The sequence below is a fragment of the Achromobacter sp. JCM 18799 genome (genome assembly GCF_055395645.1).
Genome location: NZ_AP043866.1, coordinates 3,606,576 through 3,623,502, shown reverse-complemented (window position 1 = coordinate 3,623,502; position 16,927 = coordinate 3,606,576). Strand labels below are relative to the sequence as shown.

The 16,927-nt window shown below is 66.8% G+C and carries 13 protein-coding genes; 11 read left to right on the top strand and 2 right to left on the bottom strand.

The features are described from left to right. Nucleotides 1–18 precede the first annotated feature (18 nt). From ACZ5YA_RS17100 to ACZ5YA_RS17060, 9 genes are all read left to right on the top strand, one after another. The gene (locus tag ACZ5YA_RS17100; protein ID WP_464090944.1) at nt 19–1,125 is read left to right on the top strand and encodes an MraY family glycosyltransferase; all 1,107 of its coding nucleotides are present in this window, start codon (nt 19–21) and stop codon (nt 1,123–1,125) included. 102 nt (nt 1,126–1,227) lie between these two features. After that, on the top strand, nt 1,228–2,505 hold the full coding sequence (gene tviB, locus ACZ5YA_RS17095) for a Vi polysaccharide biosynthesis UDP-N-acetylglucosamine C-6 dehydrogenase TviB (protein ID WP_059371327.1): 1,278 nt from the start codon (nt 1,228–1,230) through the stop codon (nt 2,503–2,505). Between the two features lie 9 nt (nt 2,506–2,514). Beyond that, entirely contained in the window at nt 2,515–3,540 is a 1,026-nt protein-coding gene (locus ACZ5YA_RS17090; RefSeq protein ID WP_059371328.1) for an SDR family oxidoreductase, read from the top strand. A 1-nt stretch (nt 3,541) separates the two neighbouring features. Continuing rightward, nucleotides 3,542–4,891: a murein biosynthesis integral membrane protein MurJ gene (gene murJ, locus ACZ5YA_RS17085; RefSeq protein ID WP_059371329.1), complete on the top strand. Its 1,350-nt coding sequence runs from the start codon at nt 3,542–3,544 to the stop codon at nt 4,889–4,891. Further along, complete coding sequence (locus ACZ5YA_RS17080) at nt 4,892–6,034, top strand: glycosyltransferase family 4 protein (protein WP_464090943.1); 1,143 nt, start codon at nt 4,892–4,894, stop codon at nt 6,032–6,034. It abuts the gene before it with no gap. Between the two features lie 45 nt (nt 6,035–6,079). Continuing rightward, on the top strand, nt 6,080–8,011 hold the full coding sequence (asnB, locus tag ACZ5YA_RS17075) for an asparagine synthase (glutamine-hydrolyzing) (RefSeq protein WP_054451972.1): 1,932 nt from the start codon (nt 6,080–6,082) through the stop codon (nt 8,009–8,011). 3 nt (nt 8,012–8,014) lie between these two features. Further along, a complete protein-coding gene (locus ACZ5YA_RS17070; protein ID WP_464090942.1) occupies nt 8,015–9,130 on the top strand; it encodes a glycosyltransferase family 4 protein in 1,116 nt (371 codons plus the stop codon). Beyond that, nucleotides 9,127–10,284, top strand: coding sequence for a glycosyltransferase family 4 protein (locus ACZ5YA_RS17065; protein ID WP_464090941.1), 1,158 nt, complete (start codon nt 9,127–9,129; stop codon nt 10,282–10,284). The genes ACZ5YA_RS17070 and ACZ5YA_RS17065 overlap by 4 nt, the downstream gene beginning before the upstream one ends. Next, nucleotides 10,281–11,414 (top strand): glycosyltransferase family 4 protein, encoded by a 1,134-nt coding sequence (locus tag ACZ5YA_RS17060; protein ID WP_280015804.1) that lies wholly within the window; start codon nt 10,281–10,283, stop codon nt 11,412–11,414. The genes ACZ5YA_RS17065 and ACZ5YA_RS17060 overlap by 4 nt, the downstream gene beginning before the upstream one ends. A gap of 38 nt (nt 11,415–11,452) precedes the next feature. Here the strand turns inward: ACZ5YA_RS17060 and pgi are convergent, their stop codons facing one another. Together pgi and ACZ5YA_RS17050 are read right to left on the bottom strand one after the other, a co-directional pair. Beyond that, nucleotides 11,453–13,006 (bottom strand): glucose-6-phosphate isomerase, encoded by a 1,554-nt coding sequence (pgi, locus tag ACZ5YA_RS17055; RefSeq protein ID WP_280015805.1) that lies wholly within the window; start codon nt 13,004–13,006, stop codon nt 11,453–11,455. Nucleotides 13,007–13,011: 5 nt separating this feature from the next. Next, nucleotides 13,012–14,403 (bottom strand): phosphomannomutase/phosphoglucomutase, encoded by a 1,392-nt coding sequence (locus ACZ5YA_RS17050; protein WP_280015806.1) that lies wholly within the window; start codon nt 14,401–14,403, stop codon nt 13,012–13,014. A gap of 332 nt (nt 14,404–14,735) precedes the next feature. On the opposite strand from ACZ5YA_RS17050, the gene ACZ5YA_RS17045 reads away from it, so the two are divergent. Both ACZ5YA_RS17045 and ACZ5YA_RS17040 read left to right on the top strand, forming a co-directional pair. Further along, nucleotides 14,736–15,365: a BPTD_3102 family carboxylase-like protein gene (locus ACZ5YA_RS17045; protein WP_059371337.1), complete on the top strand. Its 630-nt coding sequence runs from the start codon at nt 14,736–14,738 to the stop codon at nt 15,363–15,365. A gap of 118 nt (nt 15,366–15,483) precedes the next feature. After that, nucleotides 15,484–16,899, top strand: a complete 1,416-nt coding sequence (locus tag ACZ5YA_RS17040) for an FAD-binding oxidoreductase (RefSeq protein ID WP_464090940.1) — start codon at nt 15,484–15,486, stop codon at nt 16,897–16,899. The last annotated feature ends 28 nt before the right edge of the window (nt 16,900–16,927 follow it).

The following is a 16,927-nucleotide window of genomic DNA, read 5'->3' as shown; positions in this document are numbered from 1 at the left end:
CCAACCAGAGGTGACTCGGTGACCTGGCTGTACATTTGCGTGGTCGCATTCATGGTGGGGGGACTCATCGTGGCGTCGGAGCGCTGGCATGGCGCCTTCACCGGCGACAGCGACCTCAACAAGCCCCAAGCCAACCATTCCCGCGCCACGCCTCGCGTCGGCGGGCTGGCCGTGCTCGCGGGCACGCTGGCGGGCCTGCTGGTCCTCGGACCCAGCAACATGACACTGACCTGGCTGTGGCCCGCGCTGTTCGTTGCGGCGCTGCCCGTGTTCGTGGCAGGCCTGCTCGAAGACATCACCAAGGACATCGGCGCCAGCAAGCGCCTGCTGGCTGCCTTCCTGTCGGCCGCGATCGCCTGGTGGCTGCTGGGCGGCGTCAGCCGCGTGGGGATGGCGCCGGTGGATTACGTGCTGTCCTTCTGGCCGGTGTCGCTGCTGTTCACCATGTTCGCGGTGGGCGGCTGTACGCACGCGCTGAATATCGTTGACGGCATGAGCGGCCTGGCCGGCATGGTGGCCACGCTGATGGCCGTCTCGATCAGCCTGGTGGCGCTGCAAGTGGGCGACGTGCCGATTTTCCTGGTGGCGGCGGCGCTGGCCTCGGCCACGCTGGGCTTCCTGGTCTGGAACTTCCCGTTCGGGCGCGTGTTCCTGGGCGATGGCGGCGCGTACTTCCTGGGCTTCATGCTGGCCGAGCTGGCCGTGCTGCTGGTGGTGCGCAATCCTTCGGTGTCGCCGTTCTACGCGCTGGCCGTATTGTTCTATCCCGTCTTCGAAACCGGTTTTTCGATCTGGCGCCGGCGCTTCAAGCGCGGCGTGCCCGTGGACCAGCCGGATGCGCTGCACTTGCACCAGCTGGTGTTCCGCCGTCTGGTGCGGGTCACGTTCAGCCGCGGCCGGCGGCATGCGGTGCCCGCGCTGTGCAATGCGCTGGCCTCGCCTTACATGTGGGTGCTGGCCCTGATCGGCCTGGTGCCCGCGACCATCTGGTGGGACAACGCCTGGGCGCTTTGCGCCAGCCTGGTGGTGTTCGCCGCCGTCTATATCTGGCTGTATTCGCGGCTCGTGTCCTGGCGCCGGCCAGGCTGGCTGCTGCTGCCATCCGTTTTGCGGACTTCCGATTAGTTTTGGGCGCCCCGGCGGCTGCCGCCGGGGGCTCGGTAATCTTTTCTTAATTACCCGACCATATTTGAAATGCCGTAATCGTTCTACGGTGAAGGGAGAGTTATGTTGCGAATTCAGGATGTGAAACTCGCTGTTGTCGGCCTGGGCTATGTCGGCCTGCCCCTGGCGGTGGAGTTCGGCAAGAAGCGTTCGGTCATCGGGTTCGATATCAATACGCGTCGCATCGACGCGCTCAAGGCGGGCCACGACCATACGCTGGAAGTCAGCGATGAAGAGCTGAAGGAAGCAACCCAGCTGAGCTACACGGCGGACCGCGCCGTGCTGGGCCAGGCCAACGTGTTCATCGTGACCGTGCCGACCCCCATCGACGAATACAAGCAGCCGGACCTGACCCCGCTGGTCAAGGCCAGCGAGACCATCGGCGCCGTGCTCAAGCGCGGCGACATCGTCATCTACGAATCCACCGTTTATCCTGGCGCCACGGAAGAAGACTGCGTGCCGGTGCTGGAGCGCGTGTCGGGCCTGAAGTTCAACGTGGATTTCTATGCCGGCTACAGCCCCGAGCGTATCAATCCGGGCGACAAGGACCACCGCGTCAGCACCATCAAGAAGGTCACCTCCGGCTCGACGCCCGAAGTGGCCGAACTGGTCGACCAGCTGTACAAGCAGATCATCACCGCCGGCACGCACAAGGCGTCCAGCATCCGCGTGGCCGAGGCTGCCAAGGTCATCGAGAACACGCAGCGTGACGTGAACATCGCGCTGATCAACGAGCTGGCCCTGATCTTCAACAAGATGGGCATCGACACCGAAGCCGTGTTGCAGGCGGCCGGCACCAAATGGAACTTCCTGCCGTTCCGTCCGGGCCTGGTCGGCGGCCACTGCATCGGCGTGGATCCGTACTACCTGACCCACAAGGCGCAATCCATCGGCTACCACCCCGAGATCATCCTGGCGGGCCGCCGCCTGAACGACTCGATGGGCAGCTACGTGGTGTCGCAACTGGTCAAGGCCATGACCAAGCGCCGTATCCACGTGCAGGGCGCCCGTGTGCTGGTGATGGGCCTGGCCTTCAAGGAAAACTGCCCCGACCTGCGCAACACGCGCATCGTGGACATCGTCAAGGAACTGGGCGACTACAACGTCGACGTCGACGTGTACGACCCGTGGGTCGATCCCGAAGAAGCCATGCACGAATACGGCCTGACCCCGGTGGCCAAGCCCGAGGAAGGCCAGTACGACGCCGTGATCCTGGGCGTGGCGCACAATCAGTTCAAAGCGATGGGCGCGGAAGGCATCCGCAAGCTCGGCAAGGCGCAGCACATCCTGTATGACCTGAAGTACGTGCTTTCGCCTTCCGAATCCGATCTGCGCCTGTAAGGACTGCCCATGACCACACGCTTTGAGACCATCAAGAAGGAACTGTCGGCCGCGCCGCGCAAATGGCTGGTGACCGGCTGCGCCGGTTTCATCGGGTCGAACCTGCTGGAGACCCTGCTGAAGCTGGGCCAGACCGTGACCGGCCTGGACAACTTCGCCACCGGCCATCAGCACAACCTGGACGAGGTGCGCGACTCGGTCACGCCCGAGCAGTGGGCGCGCTTTACCTTCATCGAAGGCGACATCCGTGACCTGGAAGCCTGCCGCCGCGCGGCGCAGGGCGTCGATTTCGTGCTGCACCAGGCCGCGTTGGGTTCGGTGCCGCGCTCTTTGAAGGATCCGATCACCACCAATGAGGTGAACATCGGCGGTTTCCTGAACATGCTGGTGGCAGCGCGCGATGCCGAAGTCAAATCCTTCGTCTACGCGGCCTCGAGCTCGACCTATGGCGACCACCCGGCCTTGCCCAAAGTCGAGGAGAACATTGGCAATCCCCTGTCGCCGTATGCGGTCACCAAGTACGTCAATGAACTCTACGCGGACGTCTTCGCGCGCTCCTACGGCTTCGAGTCGGTCGGCCTGCGCTACTTCAACGTGTTCGGCAAGCGGCAGGATCCCAACGGCGCCTATGCGGCCGTGATCCCCAAGTGGACGGCCGCGATGATCCAGGGCGAAGATGTCACCATCAACGGCGACGGCGAGACCAGCCGCGATTTCTGCTTCGTGGACAACGCGGTGCAAGCCAACATTCTCGCGGCCATGGCCGCGCCGGAAGGCCGCAACCAGGTCTACAACGTGGCGGTCAGCGGCCGCAGCACCTTGAACCAACTGTTCGGCTTCCTGGTGCAAGCCCTGGGCAATCAAGACGTGGCTTATGGCAAGAAGCCGGTCTACGCCGACTTCCGCGCCGGCGACGTGCGCCATTCGCAGGCGGATGTCAGCAAGGCGGGCCGGTTGCTGGGCTACGAGCCGACGCACACCGTGCTGCAAGGCCTGGAAGTGGCCATGCCCTGGTACACGCAATTCCTGCGTTGATTTGAAAGCACTCGTCAGAAAACTCGGCAGCATCCACCCGGACCACCAGCGCATCTTCAAGGGCGCCTTCCGGGTGGCGGTGTTTCTGCTGCTGGGCAAGGCCGCCGGCGCCATCAAGGAGATGGCGGTGGCGTACCGCTACGGCGTCAGCGACGCCGTGGACGCCTACCAGTTCACGATGACCATGGCTACCTGGCTGCCGGTCACCATCGTGGGCGTGCTGTCGGTGGTCCTGATCCCGGTGCTCGTGCGGCTGCGCCGCGCCGATGCCGCCGAAAGAAATCTGTTCATCCGCGAACTGCAGGGCTGGGTGGCGGCCGCAGGCATTGCGCTGGCGCTGCTGACCTGGTTCGCCTGGCCGCAGGTGGTCGGCGTGCTGGGCCAGGGCTTGTCGGCCCGCGTGAGCGACATGACAGGCCAGCTGCTTGCCGCGTTCGCGCCGGTGTCGGCGCTGCTGCTCGTCGCCGGCATCAGCGCTGCGCGGCTGCGGGCGCAGGAAAGACACGTCAATACCCTGCTGGACAGCGTGCCGGCCGTGGCGACGCTGGCCTGGGTGATGCTGGCCGCCAGCGCCGACGGCGTCGGGCCGCTGCTGTGGGGCACGCTGGTCGGCTACGCGATCCAGACCGTCTGGCTGGCTTGGCTGGCGGCGCGCGCCGATGGCGGTTTCTGGGGCGCGCCCCGGCTGACGCTGCAATCGCCACATTGGCCCGAACTGCTGGGTGCCGCGGGCGTGATGCTGATCGGCCAGGTGGCCATGAGTTTCGTCGGTCCGCTGGACCAGTACGCCGCCGCCAATCTGGGCGCGAACGCCAACGCCACGCTGGGCTACGCCAGCCGGCTGTTGTCGCTGGTGCTGGGGATCGGCGCCGTGTCAGTGGGGCGCGCGGCCTTGCCGGTGCTGGCCGATGTGCAAGCGCGGGGCGATACCGCTCGTGCGCGCGGCATGGCTCTCAAATGGTCGGTGCTGATGGTGGCCGCAGGCGCTGTTGCCGTCGCCGTGGGCTGGATGCTGGCGCCGTGGGGCGTGTCCGTGCTTTTCCAGCGCGGCGCCTTCACCGCCGAGAATACCCAGGCCGTGGCGCATGTGTTCCGCTGGGGGCTGCTGCAGTTGCCGTTCTATTTTGGCGTGCTGATCCTGGTGCAACTGCTGGCCAGCCAGAACCGCTATCGTGTGATGGCAGCCATCGCCGTCGCCAATTTCGCCCTGAAGGCGGTGTTGAACACCGTGCTGGCGCCCAGGATGGGCGCGGCCGGCATCATGCTGGCGACCAGCCTCATGTATCTGTTGTCCTTTGCCTGCTACCTGGCGGTGGCGATGCGCAAAGTTGAACCCAAAGAGGCCGATTGAATGCCCGTGACCGATACCGGCCCGGCGCCGCGCGTCCTGTTGTTCATCCACTCCCTGCATGGCGGCGGCGCGGAACGCGTGGCTGCGGACCTGAGCGCGCACTGGGCGGACATGGGGCGGGAAGTCATGGTGGTGACGCAGGCCAGTGCAGAGGGCGACGTCTACACGCTGCACCCCAAGGTGCGCCGCGAGGTCCTGTATACGGCGGGCGAGGGCGGTGGTCTGCGCGGCATCTGGAGCAATGTGCAACGGGTGCGCGCCTTGCGCCGCGTGATCAAGTCGTTCCGCCCGGACATCGTGCTGGGCATGATGACGACGGCGTCGGTGCTGTCGGTGTTGGCTTGCGCGGGCCTGTCCTGCCGGGTGATCGCCACCGAACATACGCATCCGCCTTCGCAGACGCTGTCGGGCTTCTGGCAGCGCCTGCGTCGGCTGACGTATCCGCGAGCGGCCAGCGTGGTCGCGCTGACACGCGGCACCGCCGACTGGCTGGCGCAGCACGTGCCGGGCAGCAAGCTGGCCGTCATTCCCAACCCGGTACACTTTCCCCTGCCGCGAGCCGAACCGGTTCTGACCCCGGTGTCGGGCGACGGCCGCAAGCGCCTGCTGGCGGTGGGCCGTCTGCACGCCGACAAGGGTTTCGACCTGCTGATCCAGGCCTACGCGCAATTGGCGGCGTCGCATCCCGGTTGGGATCTGGTTATCCTGGGCGAGGGCGACGAGCGGCCCGCCCTGGAGGCGCAAGTGCGCGAGGCTGGTCTGGCGTCGCGGATTTTCATGCCGGGGCGAGCAGGCAACGTCGGCGACTGGTATGAAAGCGCCGATCTGTACGTGCTGACCTCGCGCTTCGAAGGGCTGTCCAATACCCTGCTCGAATCCATGGCGAGCGGGCTGGCCGCCGTATCGTTCGACTGCGACACGGGGCCGCGCGAGATCATCCGCGAAGGCGTGGACGGCGTGCTGGTGCGCCCCAATGGCGACGTGCCCGCGCTGTGCAAGGCGCTGGACGCCGTCATGCGCAATGACGCGGACCGCGCGCGCATGGCGCAGGCGGCGATCGACGTGCGCGACCGTTTTTCGGCCGCGCGCGTGCTGCAGAAATGGCAGGAACTTTTTGACGGCGTGCGCGGAACCGGCCGTTGAGGCCGCGCGTCGCGCTGTTGCTACAGTGACAACGAGAACTTCATCATGTGCGGAATAGTCGGGATTTGGGGCCCTGTCGGGAACAAGGAACGTGTGTTGGCGGAAAGCTGCCGCCGCATCCGCCACCGCGGGCCGGACAGCAATGGTTTCTGGGAAGACCCCGAGGCCGAACTGGCGCTGGCGCATGTGCGCCTGGCGATCCTGGATCTGACCGAGGCCGGCCATCAGCCCATGACGTCGGCCTGCGGCCGCTATGTCATGGTGTTCAACGGCGAAATCTACAACCACCTGGACATCCGCAAGCAGCTCGAGCAATCGGCGCTGGCGCCGTCCTGGCGCGGCCATTCCGATACGGAAACGCTGCTGGCGGGCTTTACCGCCCTGGGCATCGAAGCCACCTTGCAGGCCGCCGTGGGCATGTTCGCCATCGCGCTGTGGGACCGCGCGTCGCGCAAGCTGATGCTGGCGCGCGACCGCATGGGCGAGAAGCCGCTGTACTACGGCTACTCAGGCGCCGAACTGGTGTTCGCGTCGGAACTCAAGGGCCTGATGCCGATTCCCGGCTTCGGCCGCGAGCTCAACCGCAACGCCCTGGCGTCGTTCATGCGGCACAACTACATTCCGGCGCCGCAGTCGATTTACCAGGGCATTGCCAAGCTGCCGCCGGGTACCTGGGTCGAATTCACGGCCGACGATACCCGCAGCCGCCGCATGCCCGAGCCGCGCGTGTACTGGTCGGCCCGCGAGGCCGCCGACACGTCGGCGCAATCGCTGCTGTCGTTCGAATCCGATGCGCAGGCGACCGACGCGCTGGAAGGCGTGCTGTCCAAGGCGGTTGGCGGCCAGATGCTGTCGGACGTGAGCCTGGGCGCCTTCCTGTCCGGCGGCATCGACTCGTCCACCATCGTGGCCTTGATGCAGGCGCAGAGCTCGCAGCCCGTGCGCACCTTCGCTATCGGCTTTCACGAGAAGGGCTACGACGAGGCGCAGCATGCCAAGGCGGTGGCCACGCATCTGGGCACCGACCATACCGAACTGTACGTGACGGCGGAGGATGCGCTGGCCGTGGTGCCCACGCTGGCCGACATGTACGACGAGCCGTTCGCGGATTCGTCGCAGATTCCGACCTCGCTGGTCACGCGCATGGCGCGCCAGCACGTTACCGTGGCGCTGTCCGGCGATGGCGGCGATGAGCTTTTCGGCGGCTATTCGCGTTATTTCCGCGTGAACAACTGGTGGCAGCAATGCGAGCGCGTCCCGGCGCTGCTGCGCAAGCCCGCCGGCGCGCTGTTGAGCGCGTCCACCCATCTCCCCGGGCGCGGCGCCTGGCGCGGCAAGGTCGGCAAGCTGGGCGAACTGCTGCGCACCGATACGCGCGGCGAGTTCTACCGCCATTTCGTATCGTATTGGGCCGATCCTTCCAGCGTGGTGAAGGGCGGCGTGGAACCGGTGTCCGAGTTCGCCCGGGCGATGCAGGGTTCCACGTTCGAAGCCATGATGAAGCTGGACACGGTGACTTACCTGCCGGACGACATCCTGGTCAAGGTGGATCGCGCCGCCATGGCCGTCAGCCTGGAAACGCGCGTGCCGCTGATCGATCACCGCGTATATGAGTTCGCCTGGAGCCTGCCGCACCAATACAAGGTGCGCGGCAACACGGGCAAGTGGCTGCTGCGCCAGGTGCTGCACCGCCATGTGCCGCAGGCGTTGGTGGACCGCCCCAAGCGCGGTTTCGCCGTGCCGCTGGCCGCATGGCTGCGCGGCCCGCTGCGCGAATGGGCCGATGCGCTGCTGGACCCGGCGCGCCTGCGCCAGGAAGGCTGGTTCGAGCCCGAACCCATTCTGCGCAAATGGCGCGAGCATACGTCGGGCCATCGCAATTGGGACAGCCATCTGTGGGGCGTGTTGATGATGCAGGCCTGGCTTGACCGCTACCGCGGTGGCAAGGAGCAGGGAGGATCGGTTGGGAGTCTTTGACGCATGAAAATCTTGATGCTGGTCAGTTCCATGCACGCGGGTGGCGCCGAACGGGTCGCCGCCACGCTGGTCAACGCATGGGCCGAGCGCGGGGATTCCGTCATCCTGACGCCCACCTACTCGTCCAAGGGCAACTGCTTCTATCCGCTGTCGGACAAGGTCGAACTGGCCTGGCTGGCGGATCTGGCAGGCACGCGCGCATCGGGGGCTAAGGCCGCATTCAAGCGTCTGCTAGCGCTGCGCAAACACATCCGCGATTCGAAGCCAGACGTGGTGGTGTCCTTCCTGACCAACGTCAACGTGGCCGCCATACTGGCTTCCCTGGGATTGAAGGTGCCGCTGATTGTTTGCGAGCGTACCAATCCGGTGGCCGAAACCACGACGGGAACCGTGTGGCGCAAGCTGCGTCGCATCCTGTATCCCCGCGCCGACATGGTGACGGTGCAGGCGGAGGATACCGCTGGCCCGTTCGCCCGGCAGGTGCCCGGCATCAAACGCCTGGCCGTGATTCCCAATCCGCTGCCGGCGCCCTTGCTGGATGCGCCGCTGGTGCCGCAGCGTGAAGACGGCGGTTCCCGCGAATTGCTGGCAATGGGACGCCTGGTCACCGACAAGCAGTTTGACCTGCTGATCGACGTGTTCGCGCAATTGGCGCCTGACTTCCCGGACTGGAATCTGCGCATCTGGGGCGAAGGCCCCGAGCGCGGCGCGCTGGAGCAGCAGGTCGCGCGCCTGGGATTGCAGTCGCGCATCAGCTTGCCTGGCCGCACCGAGGCGCCTTGGGATGAACTTGCGCGGGGCCAGGCCTTCGTGCTGAGTTCGCTGGTGGAAGGCTTCCCCAATGTGCTGCTGGAAGCCATGTCGCTGGGCCTGCCCTGCGTGGCGTTCGATTGTCCCAGCGGGCCGCGCGAGATGACGCGCAACGGCGAGGACGCTCTGCTGGTGCCCGCCGGCAATCGAGATGACCTGCGCGAGGCCCTGCGCCGTCTGCTGGGAGACGCCTCCCTGCGCCAGCAACTGGGCTTGCGCGGCGCCGCCGCGGTGCGCCAGCGCTATGCGCTGGCCAGCGTCCTGGCGGAATGGGATGAATTGTTCGATGCCGTGCGGGAGGGACGATGAGCGCCCGGCCGCTGCGTGTCCTGCACATCATCACCGGCCTGGGGCAGGGTGGGGCGGAATCCGTGCTGTTCCGCCTGGCGACCTATCCCGGGGCGGATGTGGAACATGTCATCGTGTCGCTGACCGACGAGGGCATCTATGGCCAGCGCCTGCGCGCGGCAGGCGTCGCGGTGCATGCGCTGGGCATGAAACGCGGGCGGGTCAGCCTGGGTGGTTTCATGGCGCTGCGTTCGCTGATCGCCGCGACGCGTCCCGACGCGGTGCAGACCTGGATGTACCACGCCGATCTGATCGGCGGCCTGGCGGCGCGCCTGGCAGGCGTGCGGGCCATCGCCTGGGGCATACGCAATTCGGGCGAACACCTGGAGCGCAGCAGCCGTTCGGCCCGCTTGGTGCTGCGGGCGTGCGCGCTGCTGTCCGGCCGCATACCCAAGGCCATCGTATGCGCCGCCCAGAAGTCGGCGCAGCGCCATGCCGACAAAGGCTATGACCGCGAACGCATGGTGGTGATCGCCAACGGCTATGACTTGTCGCGCTATGCGCCGAATGACGAGGCCCGGCAGCGGGTGCGCGCGCAATGGGGCTTGCCGCAGGACGTGCCGGCCATCGGTTGCGTGGCCCGCTGGGATCCACTCAAGGACCACGCCAACCTGCTGCGCGCCATCGCCGCGTTGGTACGCGATGGACGCGACGCGGGACTGCGCTGCGTGCTGATAGGTCGTGGCATGGACACCGCAAACACTGAGCTGGCGGCCTTGATCGACAGGCTGGGCCTGCGCGACCGGTTGGTGTTGGCGGGTCCCAGCGACGACGTGCCCGCCGCAATGAACGGGCTGGATCTGCATGTCCTGTCCAGCTGCGCGGAAGGCTTTCCCAACGTGGTAGCCGAGGCCATGGCCTGCGGCGTCTACTGCGTCGTGACGGACGTGGGCGACGCGGCCTTTATCGTCGGCGATGCCGGCGTGGTGGTGCCGCCGGAGCAGTCCGAGGCGCTGGCCCGCGGCATTGAAACAGCCCTGTGCGAAGTGGCCTCGCGCGGCCGTACGCGTGCAGGCGAGGCGGGCCGCGCCCGCGTGCTGGAAAATTTCGACCTGGCGCGCATGGTGCAAAGCTATATCGCGGTGTGGCGCCGCATCTCAGGAGTCAAAGCATGAGCGCAGGGCGCCGCCTGCTGTTTGTCGTCAACAATCCGGCCTTCTTCATGTCGCACCGCGTGCCGGTGGCGCTGGCCGCGCAACAGGCGGGCTACGAGGTGCATGTCGCCACGATGGACGGTCCGGCCGTGGCGGACATCGAGGCGCTGGGCATGACGCATCACGCCATACCCATGACGCGCAGCGGCAAGCATCCCTTGCAGGAGTTGGGTACGCTGCTGGCCCTGATACGGCTGTTCCGCCGCCTGCGGCCGCAGATCGTGCATCTGGTCACGATCAAGCCCGTGCTCTATGGCGGCATCGCTGCCCGCTTGACGCGCGTGCCGGGCATGGTCGCGGCGATTTCCGGACTGGGCTTTGTGTTCCTGTCCAATTCCCTGAAGATGAAGCTGGTGCGCGCCGTGGTCGCGCGCCTGTACCGGCTGGCGCTGGGCCATCCCAATAGCCGCGTGATCTTCCAGAACGCCAGCGACCGCGATTTGCTCAAGTCGCTGGGTGCGGTGCGCGACGCCCAGGTCGTCATGATCCGGGGCGCGGGCGTGGACCTGAATGCGTATCGGGCCCAGCCCGAACCGCCGGCGCCGCCGGTCGTGGTCACCATGGTGGCCCGATTGCTGCGCGACAAGGGCGTGCAGGAATTCGTGCAGGCGGCCAGGCTGCTGCGCGAGCGTGGTTTGCCTGTCACGATGCAGCTGGTCGGCGGCGTGGACGCCGGCAATCCGGCCTCGGCGACGCAGGACGATGTGGATGCCTGGCAGCGGGAAGGCTGCGTGCGCGCATTGGGCGAACGCTCCGACGTGGCCGCGCTGTACGCCGCCTCGCATATCGCCGTGCTGCCTTCCTATCGTGAAGGTCTGCCCAAGTCGCTGATCGAGGCGGCAGCCTGCGCGCGCGCGGTCGTGACTACCGATGTGCCTGGTTGCCGCGATGCGATCGAACCCGGCGAGACGGGACTGCTGGTGCCGGTGCGCGACGCGCAGGCGTTGGCGGACGCCATCGCGCGTCTGGCCGGGGATCCGGCCTTGCGGCAGTCCATGGGCGCCGCAGGCAGGGCGCTGGCCGAGCACGAGTTCAACATCGAGCGCGTGGCGCGCATCCACGTGGAAATCTACGACGCGCTCAGCGCCTGATACGGCAGCGCCGGCGCCGGGGAGGCGCCGGCTAGCGCTCAGGGACGGCGCGTGATCGCGTCGATCCAGTAGCGGGTGGAAGGATCCTGCTGGCTGGCTTGCTGCGAATTCAACTCGTGCATGATGCCCTTGGCCAGGGCCTTGCCGAATTCAACGCCCCATTGATCGAAGGGATTGATGCCCCAGACCACGCCCTGCGTGAACACCTTGTGTTCGTACAGCGCCAGCAGCGCGCCCAGCGTATAGGCCTCCAGGCGCGGCAGCACGATGAGCGAGGACGGCCGGCCGCCCGGATGGACACGGTGCAGCGCCAGCAGCCGCGCGCGGTCGGGATCGCTTTCGATGGCCGAGGTTTCGGCCAGCGCTTCCTCGTAGGACTTGCCGCGCAGCAGCGCCGAACGCTGCGCCAGGCAGTTGGCGATCAGCAGCTCGTGGTGCCGCGCGTAGGCGTGGTCGGGTTTTTCGCACAGGATGAAGTCGACGGGAGCGCCCCGGGTGTCCTGGTGCAGCCACTGGAAGAAGGTGTGCTGGCAATCGGTGCCCGACATGCCCCAAACGGCCGGGCCGGTGGGCACGCCGGCCGGGCTGCCATCGGCGGTGGCGACCTTGCCCAGCGATTCCATTTCCAGCTGCTGGGCCCAGGGCACGATGTGATAAAGCCGCGAATCGTAGGGCGTGATTGCCAGGGAGTCGTAGCCCAGCACGCTGCGGTTCACGACGCCGGCCAGCGCCAGCTGGACGGGCGCGTTTTCCTTGATGGGCGCGGTGCGGAAATGCTCGTCCATGGCGGCGGCGCCCGCCAGTAGCTGGTCAAAGCAGTCGGTGCCCAGCGCCAGCGCGACCGGCAGGCTGATCGCGGACCAAAGCGAATAGCGTCCGCCCACCCAATCCCAGATCTGGAAGATGTGATCGGGCAGGATGCCCAGGTTCAAGGCCGCCTCGACGTTGGCGGTGACCGCCACGACCTGCTTGATCGGATCCGCCACGCCGGCATCGCGCAGCCAGTTCATGGCGACCTCGGCATTGGCCAGCGGCTCGGTCGTGGTGAACGACTTGGATGCGACGATGACCAGGGTATCGTGCGGATCCAGGCGGCTCATCGCGTCCGCGACCGAATGCGAGTCCACGTTGGAGGCGAAACGCACTTCGCGCCGCGCGCCGCCGTGGCGCAGGGCGCGCGTGACCAGCCGCGGCCCCCAGTCGCTGCCGCCTATGCCCAGGTGCAGCACGCAGCCATAGCGCCCGGCCTTGTCGGCCTGCCGCACGAATTCGCGCATCCGCTCACGCTCGGTCAGCACGGCCTTGGCCACCTTGGCGGGCGGTTGGGCCGCACGCAGGGCGGTGTGCCAGGCGGGGCGTTCCTCGGTCCAGTTGGCGTTGCCGCCGTCGAACAGGCAAGCCCGGGCCGCCTCGAAGCCTTGTTGTGTCAGCAGCGCGGCCTCTGCATTCTCCAGCTCCGGCGAATACGCCTGCGCGCTCAAGTCCAGGCGCAACCCGGGAGCATTGATGATGCGCAATTGGGCGCCGGTCTTGGGTGCGGAGCGCGTGGCCGTGATGAACGCTTGCCAGGCGGGGCTGTTCGATAGAGACATGGAGTTCAGAAAGGCAGTTTGGCTTGCGGGGCGAGCTTGCTCAGCTCACGTCGGAAGTCGGCTTGGATGCGCTCCAGCGCTGCAGACGTTTGCGCTTCGAATCGCAGCACGACGACCGGGGTGGTGTTCGAGGGGCGAGCCAAGCCGAAGCCGTCTGGATACTCGGCACGCACGCCATCAATGGTGATCACGCGGTTCGCAGCGGGGAATTGGCCTTGGTCTTGCAAGGCCTGGACCAGGGTGAAAGGCTGGCCTTCTTCCATTTCCAGCTTCAACTCTGGAGTTGAAACGTCTTGCGGCAGGGCTTCCAGCACGGCGCAGGGATCGGCGTCGCGCGACACGATCTCCAGCAGGCGCGCACCCGTGTAGAGTCCGTCATCGAACCCGTACCAGCGCTCCTTGAAGAAGATGTGGCCGCTCATTTCGCCGGCCAGCGGGGCCCCGGTCTCGGCCAGCTTCGCCTTCACCAGCGAATGGCCGGTCTTCCACATCAGCGGCACGCCGCCGGCGGCTTCGACCGACAGGCCGACGTGGCGGCTGCACTTCACGTCATAGATGATGGTGGCGCCCGGATTGCGGTCCAGCACGTCGCGGGCGAACAGCACCAGTTGGCGGTCCGGCCAGACGATCTGGCCCGATTTCGTCACCACGCCCAGGCGGTCGCCGTCGCCGTCAAAAGCCAGGCCCAGTTCGCAGTCGGTCTCGGCCACGCACTTGATCAGGTCCTGCAGGTTCTTGGGTTCGGCGGGGTCGGGATGGTGGTTGGGGAAGGTGCCATCCACCTCGCAGAACAGTTCGGTGACTTCGCAGCCCAGGGCGCGGAACAGCGCCGGGGCGACCGCGCCGGCCACGCCGTTGCCGCAATCGATCGCGATTTTCATGGGCCGCGCCAGCTTGATGCCGGACGCGACACGAGCGATGTAGGACGCCACCAGGTCCAGTTGACGGCGCACGCCGGGCCGCGCCGCCGGGGCGCTGGCGGGGCCGTTCATGCTGGCGGCCAGCGCCTGCACGTCCTCGCCGTAGAGCGCACGGCCGCCCATCATCATCTTGAAGCCGTTGTACTTGGGCGGGTTGTGGCTGCCGGTGATGGCGACGCCTGATCCCGTCTGCATGACGTTGGCGGCGAAATAGACCAGCGGGGTGGGTACCATGCCGATGTCCAGAGTATCCACGCCGCCTTCCAGCATGCCTTCCTGCAGCGCTATTGACAGCATTTCGCTGCTCAGACGGCCATCGCGGCCGACGACCAGGGTTTGTATGCCCTGGTCGCGCGCACGGGCGGCGAGCGCTACGCCCAAGGCTCGGGCAAAGCGCGCGTCGATCAGATCGGGCACGGTGCCGCGGATGTCATAGGCTTTGAACACCGAGCCCGGAAATTGCGTGTTGTCGCCCACAGCGATTCCTTGATGAGAGTTGCAGCGCTCATTCTGCCGGGGTCTGCTGGTAAACCCTCGTATCCAAAAGGCGGCTGGCAGGAGATTAAACCGGAATTATCCCCCATTGGCGCTCCCCCTTCATCCGGCAGACGGCGTAGGGCTTTTTCCGTCCTTGCACCTCGGCGGGACGTCTGCCCTGATCTGGTGCCTGCGCGGACGTCAACGCCTGGTTACGGTGCGGCGCCCGGCCGCGCTCCAGGGCTTGCAGGGGAGGCTGGGCGTGGCATAAAACTTGCTCGTCGTCCGAAGGTGATACGCTTGCTATGCAAGCAGAAAGACCGGGAGGGGCCATGGGCGCCAAAGTTTCTACTGTCATGTCATCCAGGGGCGCCTCAAACCGGCGGGGTCCGCCCACGGATCACGCCGGACCAGCCGCAGGCCGCGAGCGCCGGCTCGACATCCACGTGTTCGTTTCCGAGGCGGGCGGCCTGGCCACGGGCCGGGCCTGGGAACGTTGCGTATGGCGCGACGCCCGGGTCCTGATCGCCGAATCCCCGGCGCCCCATCTGCCGGCTTCGATGGAAAGCGCGCTGCGCACCGTCGCCGCCGACGTGGCGCGGGACCGCGGCTGGCAGGGCATGGGTACCGTCGCTTTCGCGCTGGACGATCGCAGCGGCGTGTTCCGCGTGATCGACGCCCAGGCGCAGGCTCATTCGGGCACGGCCGTAGCCGATTGCGAACCCGTCGCCGCCCATGCGCTGGAAGTGCGCATCGACGGCTGCGTGGACCGTCGCCTGCCATGCACGCGCTTGCTGGTGTGCGGCGCGACCCGGGGCGAGGTGCTGCGCCGCGCCTACCGCGCCCTATCGGAAATGCCCGGCCCCGCAGGCGTCGACCGCGCTTTTCTCATGAACCGCATTGCCTCTCGGGCCTATTGCTCGGGGCTGACGGGCGCGAGGCTGGATCAGGCGGTCGGCTGATCTGTCCTGGCGGCGGGCTGCGCGGGTCCGCCTGGTGGCGACCCGGGGGCATTTCAACCCCTACAATAGTCGGCACATCCCTGGCCTGGATGCATCCAGGCTCTACTTGGCCGCGCATATGACCTTGCTGAGCGATCTACAGTCCTTTCTGGGCGCTTCCCACGTGCTGACGGGCACGGACGCCGACACCTACGTGCTGGACTGGCGCCGCCGCTATCGAGGCGTCGCGCTGGCGGTGATCCGTCCCGGGTCGACCGAGGAAGTGGCGGCGGCCGTAAAGCTGTGCGCCAGGCATGGCGTGCCGGTGGTGCCGCAAGGCGGCAATACAGGCTTGTGCGGAGGCGCCACGCCTGACCTATCCGGCAGCGCGGTGATCCTGTCCACCACCCGCCTGACGGCGGTGCGCGCGCTGGATACCGACAACGACACGATCACCGTGGAGGCGGGCTGCGTCTTGCAAGCGGTGCAGGAGGCTGCCGCCGCGGCCGGCAGGCTGTTTCCGCTGAGCCTGGCCGCCGAAGGCAGCTGCACCATAGGCGGCAACCTGGCGACCAATGCGGGCGGCACGCAGGTGCTGCGCTACGGCAACACGCGGGAACTGACATTGGGCCTGGAGGTCGTGACCGCCGAAGGCGAGATCTGGCACGGCCTGCGTGGCTTGCGCAAGGACAACACCGGCTACGACTTGCGCGACCTGTACATCGGCAGCGAAGGCACGCTGGGCATCATCACCGCCGCCACGCTGAAACTGTTTCCAAGGCCGGTGGCTTCGTGCACGGCATTGCTGACGCTGGACGGTATCGACCAAGCGGTCGAGCTGCTGTCGCGCGCCCGCGCGGGTTTTGGCGCCGCGCTGACCGGCTTTGAGCTGATGAGCGGGGCATGCCTGCAGGCGGTCGTGCGGCTCTTCCCGCAACAACGCTTGCCGTTCGAGGGAAATTCCGCCGCGTCCCCGTGGTTCGCCCTGCTGGAACTGTCCGACAGTGAAAGCGAGGAGCACGCGCGTGAGCGATTCGAAGCCGTGTTGGGCGAGGCCATGGAAAGCGGGCTGGTGAACGATGCCGCCATCGCCGCGAACGTGACGCAAAGCAAGGCGCTGTGGCACCTGCGCGAGAGCATCCCGCTGGCCGAGGCGGAGCTGGGCAAGTCGGTCAAGCATGACGTGTCCATCCCGATCTCCGCCATCGCCGGCTTCGTGCACAAGACCAACGCCTTGCTGCAGGCGCGTTTTCCGGGTGTGCGCCACGTGATCTTCGGCCACTTGGGCGACGGCAATCTGCATTACAACGTGGCCCATGCGCCGGGGCAGACCGAGGCCGAGCTGCTGGCGTTGCAAAGCGATATCTACGGCGTGGTGCACGACAGCGTGCATGCGCACCATGGTTCGATCAGCGCGGAGCATGGCGTCGGCCAGCTCAAGATCGACGAGCTGCCGCGCTACAAGAGCGCTGTCGAACTGGACCTGATGCGCAGAGTAAAGCGAGCGCTGGACCCGCAAGGGCTGATGAATCCGGGCAAGGTATTGCGGGCCTAGGGCGCCGCGCACGAAAGGGAATCGCAAC

Coding starts and splice junctions, on each gene's coding strand:
- tviB (WP_059371327.1), top strand. CDS start 1,228: ATGTTGCGAATTCAGGATGTGAAACTCGCTGTTGTCGGCCTGGGCTAT.
- ACZ5YA_RS17090 (WP_059371328.1), top strand. CDS start 2,515: ATGACCACACGCTTTGAGACCATCAAGAAGGAACTGTCGGCCGCGCCG.
- ACZ5YA_RS17080 (WP_464090943.1), top strand. CDS start 4,892: ATGCCCGTGACCGATACCGGCCCGGCGCCGCGCGTCCTGTTGTTCATC.
- asnB (WP_054451972.1), top strand. CDS start 6,080: ATGTGCGGAATAGTCGGGATTTGGGGCCCTGTCGGGAACAAGGAACGT.
- ACZ5YA_RS17070 (WP_464090942.1), top strand. CDS start 8,015: ATGAAAATCTTGATGCTGGTCAGTTCCATGCACGCGGGTGGCGCCGAA.
- ACZ5YA_RS17065 (WP_464090941.1), top strand. CDS start 9,127: ATGAGCGCCCGGCCGCTGCGTGTCCTGCACATCATCACCGGCCTGGGG.
- ACZ5YA_RS17060 (WP_280015804.1), top strand. CDS start 10,281: ATGAGCGCAGGGCGCCGCCTGCTGTTTGTCGTCAACAATCCGGCCTTC.
- pgi (WP_280015805.1), bottom strand. CDS start 13,006: ATGTCTCTATCGAACAGCCCCGCCTGGCAAGCGTTCATCACGGCCACG.
- ACZ5YA_RS17045 (WP_059371337.1), top strand. CDS start 14,736: ATGGGCGCCAAAGTTTCTACTGTCATGTCATCCAGGGGCGCCTCAAAC.
- ACZ5YA_RS17040 (WP_464090940.1), top strand. CDS start 15,484: ATGACCTTGCTGAGCGATCTACAGTCCTTTCTGGGCGCTTCCCACGTG.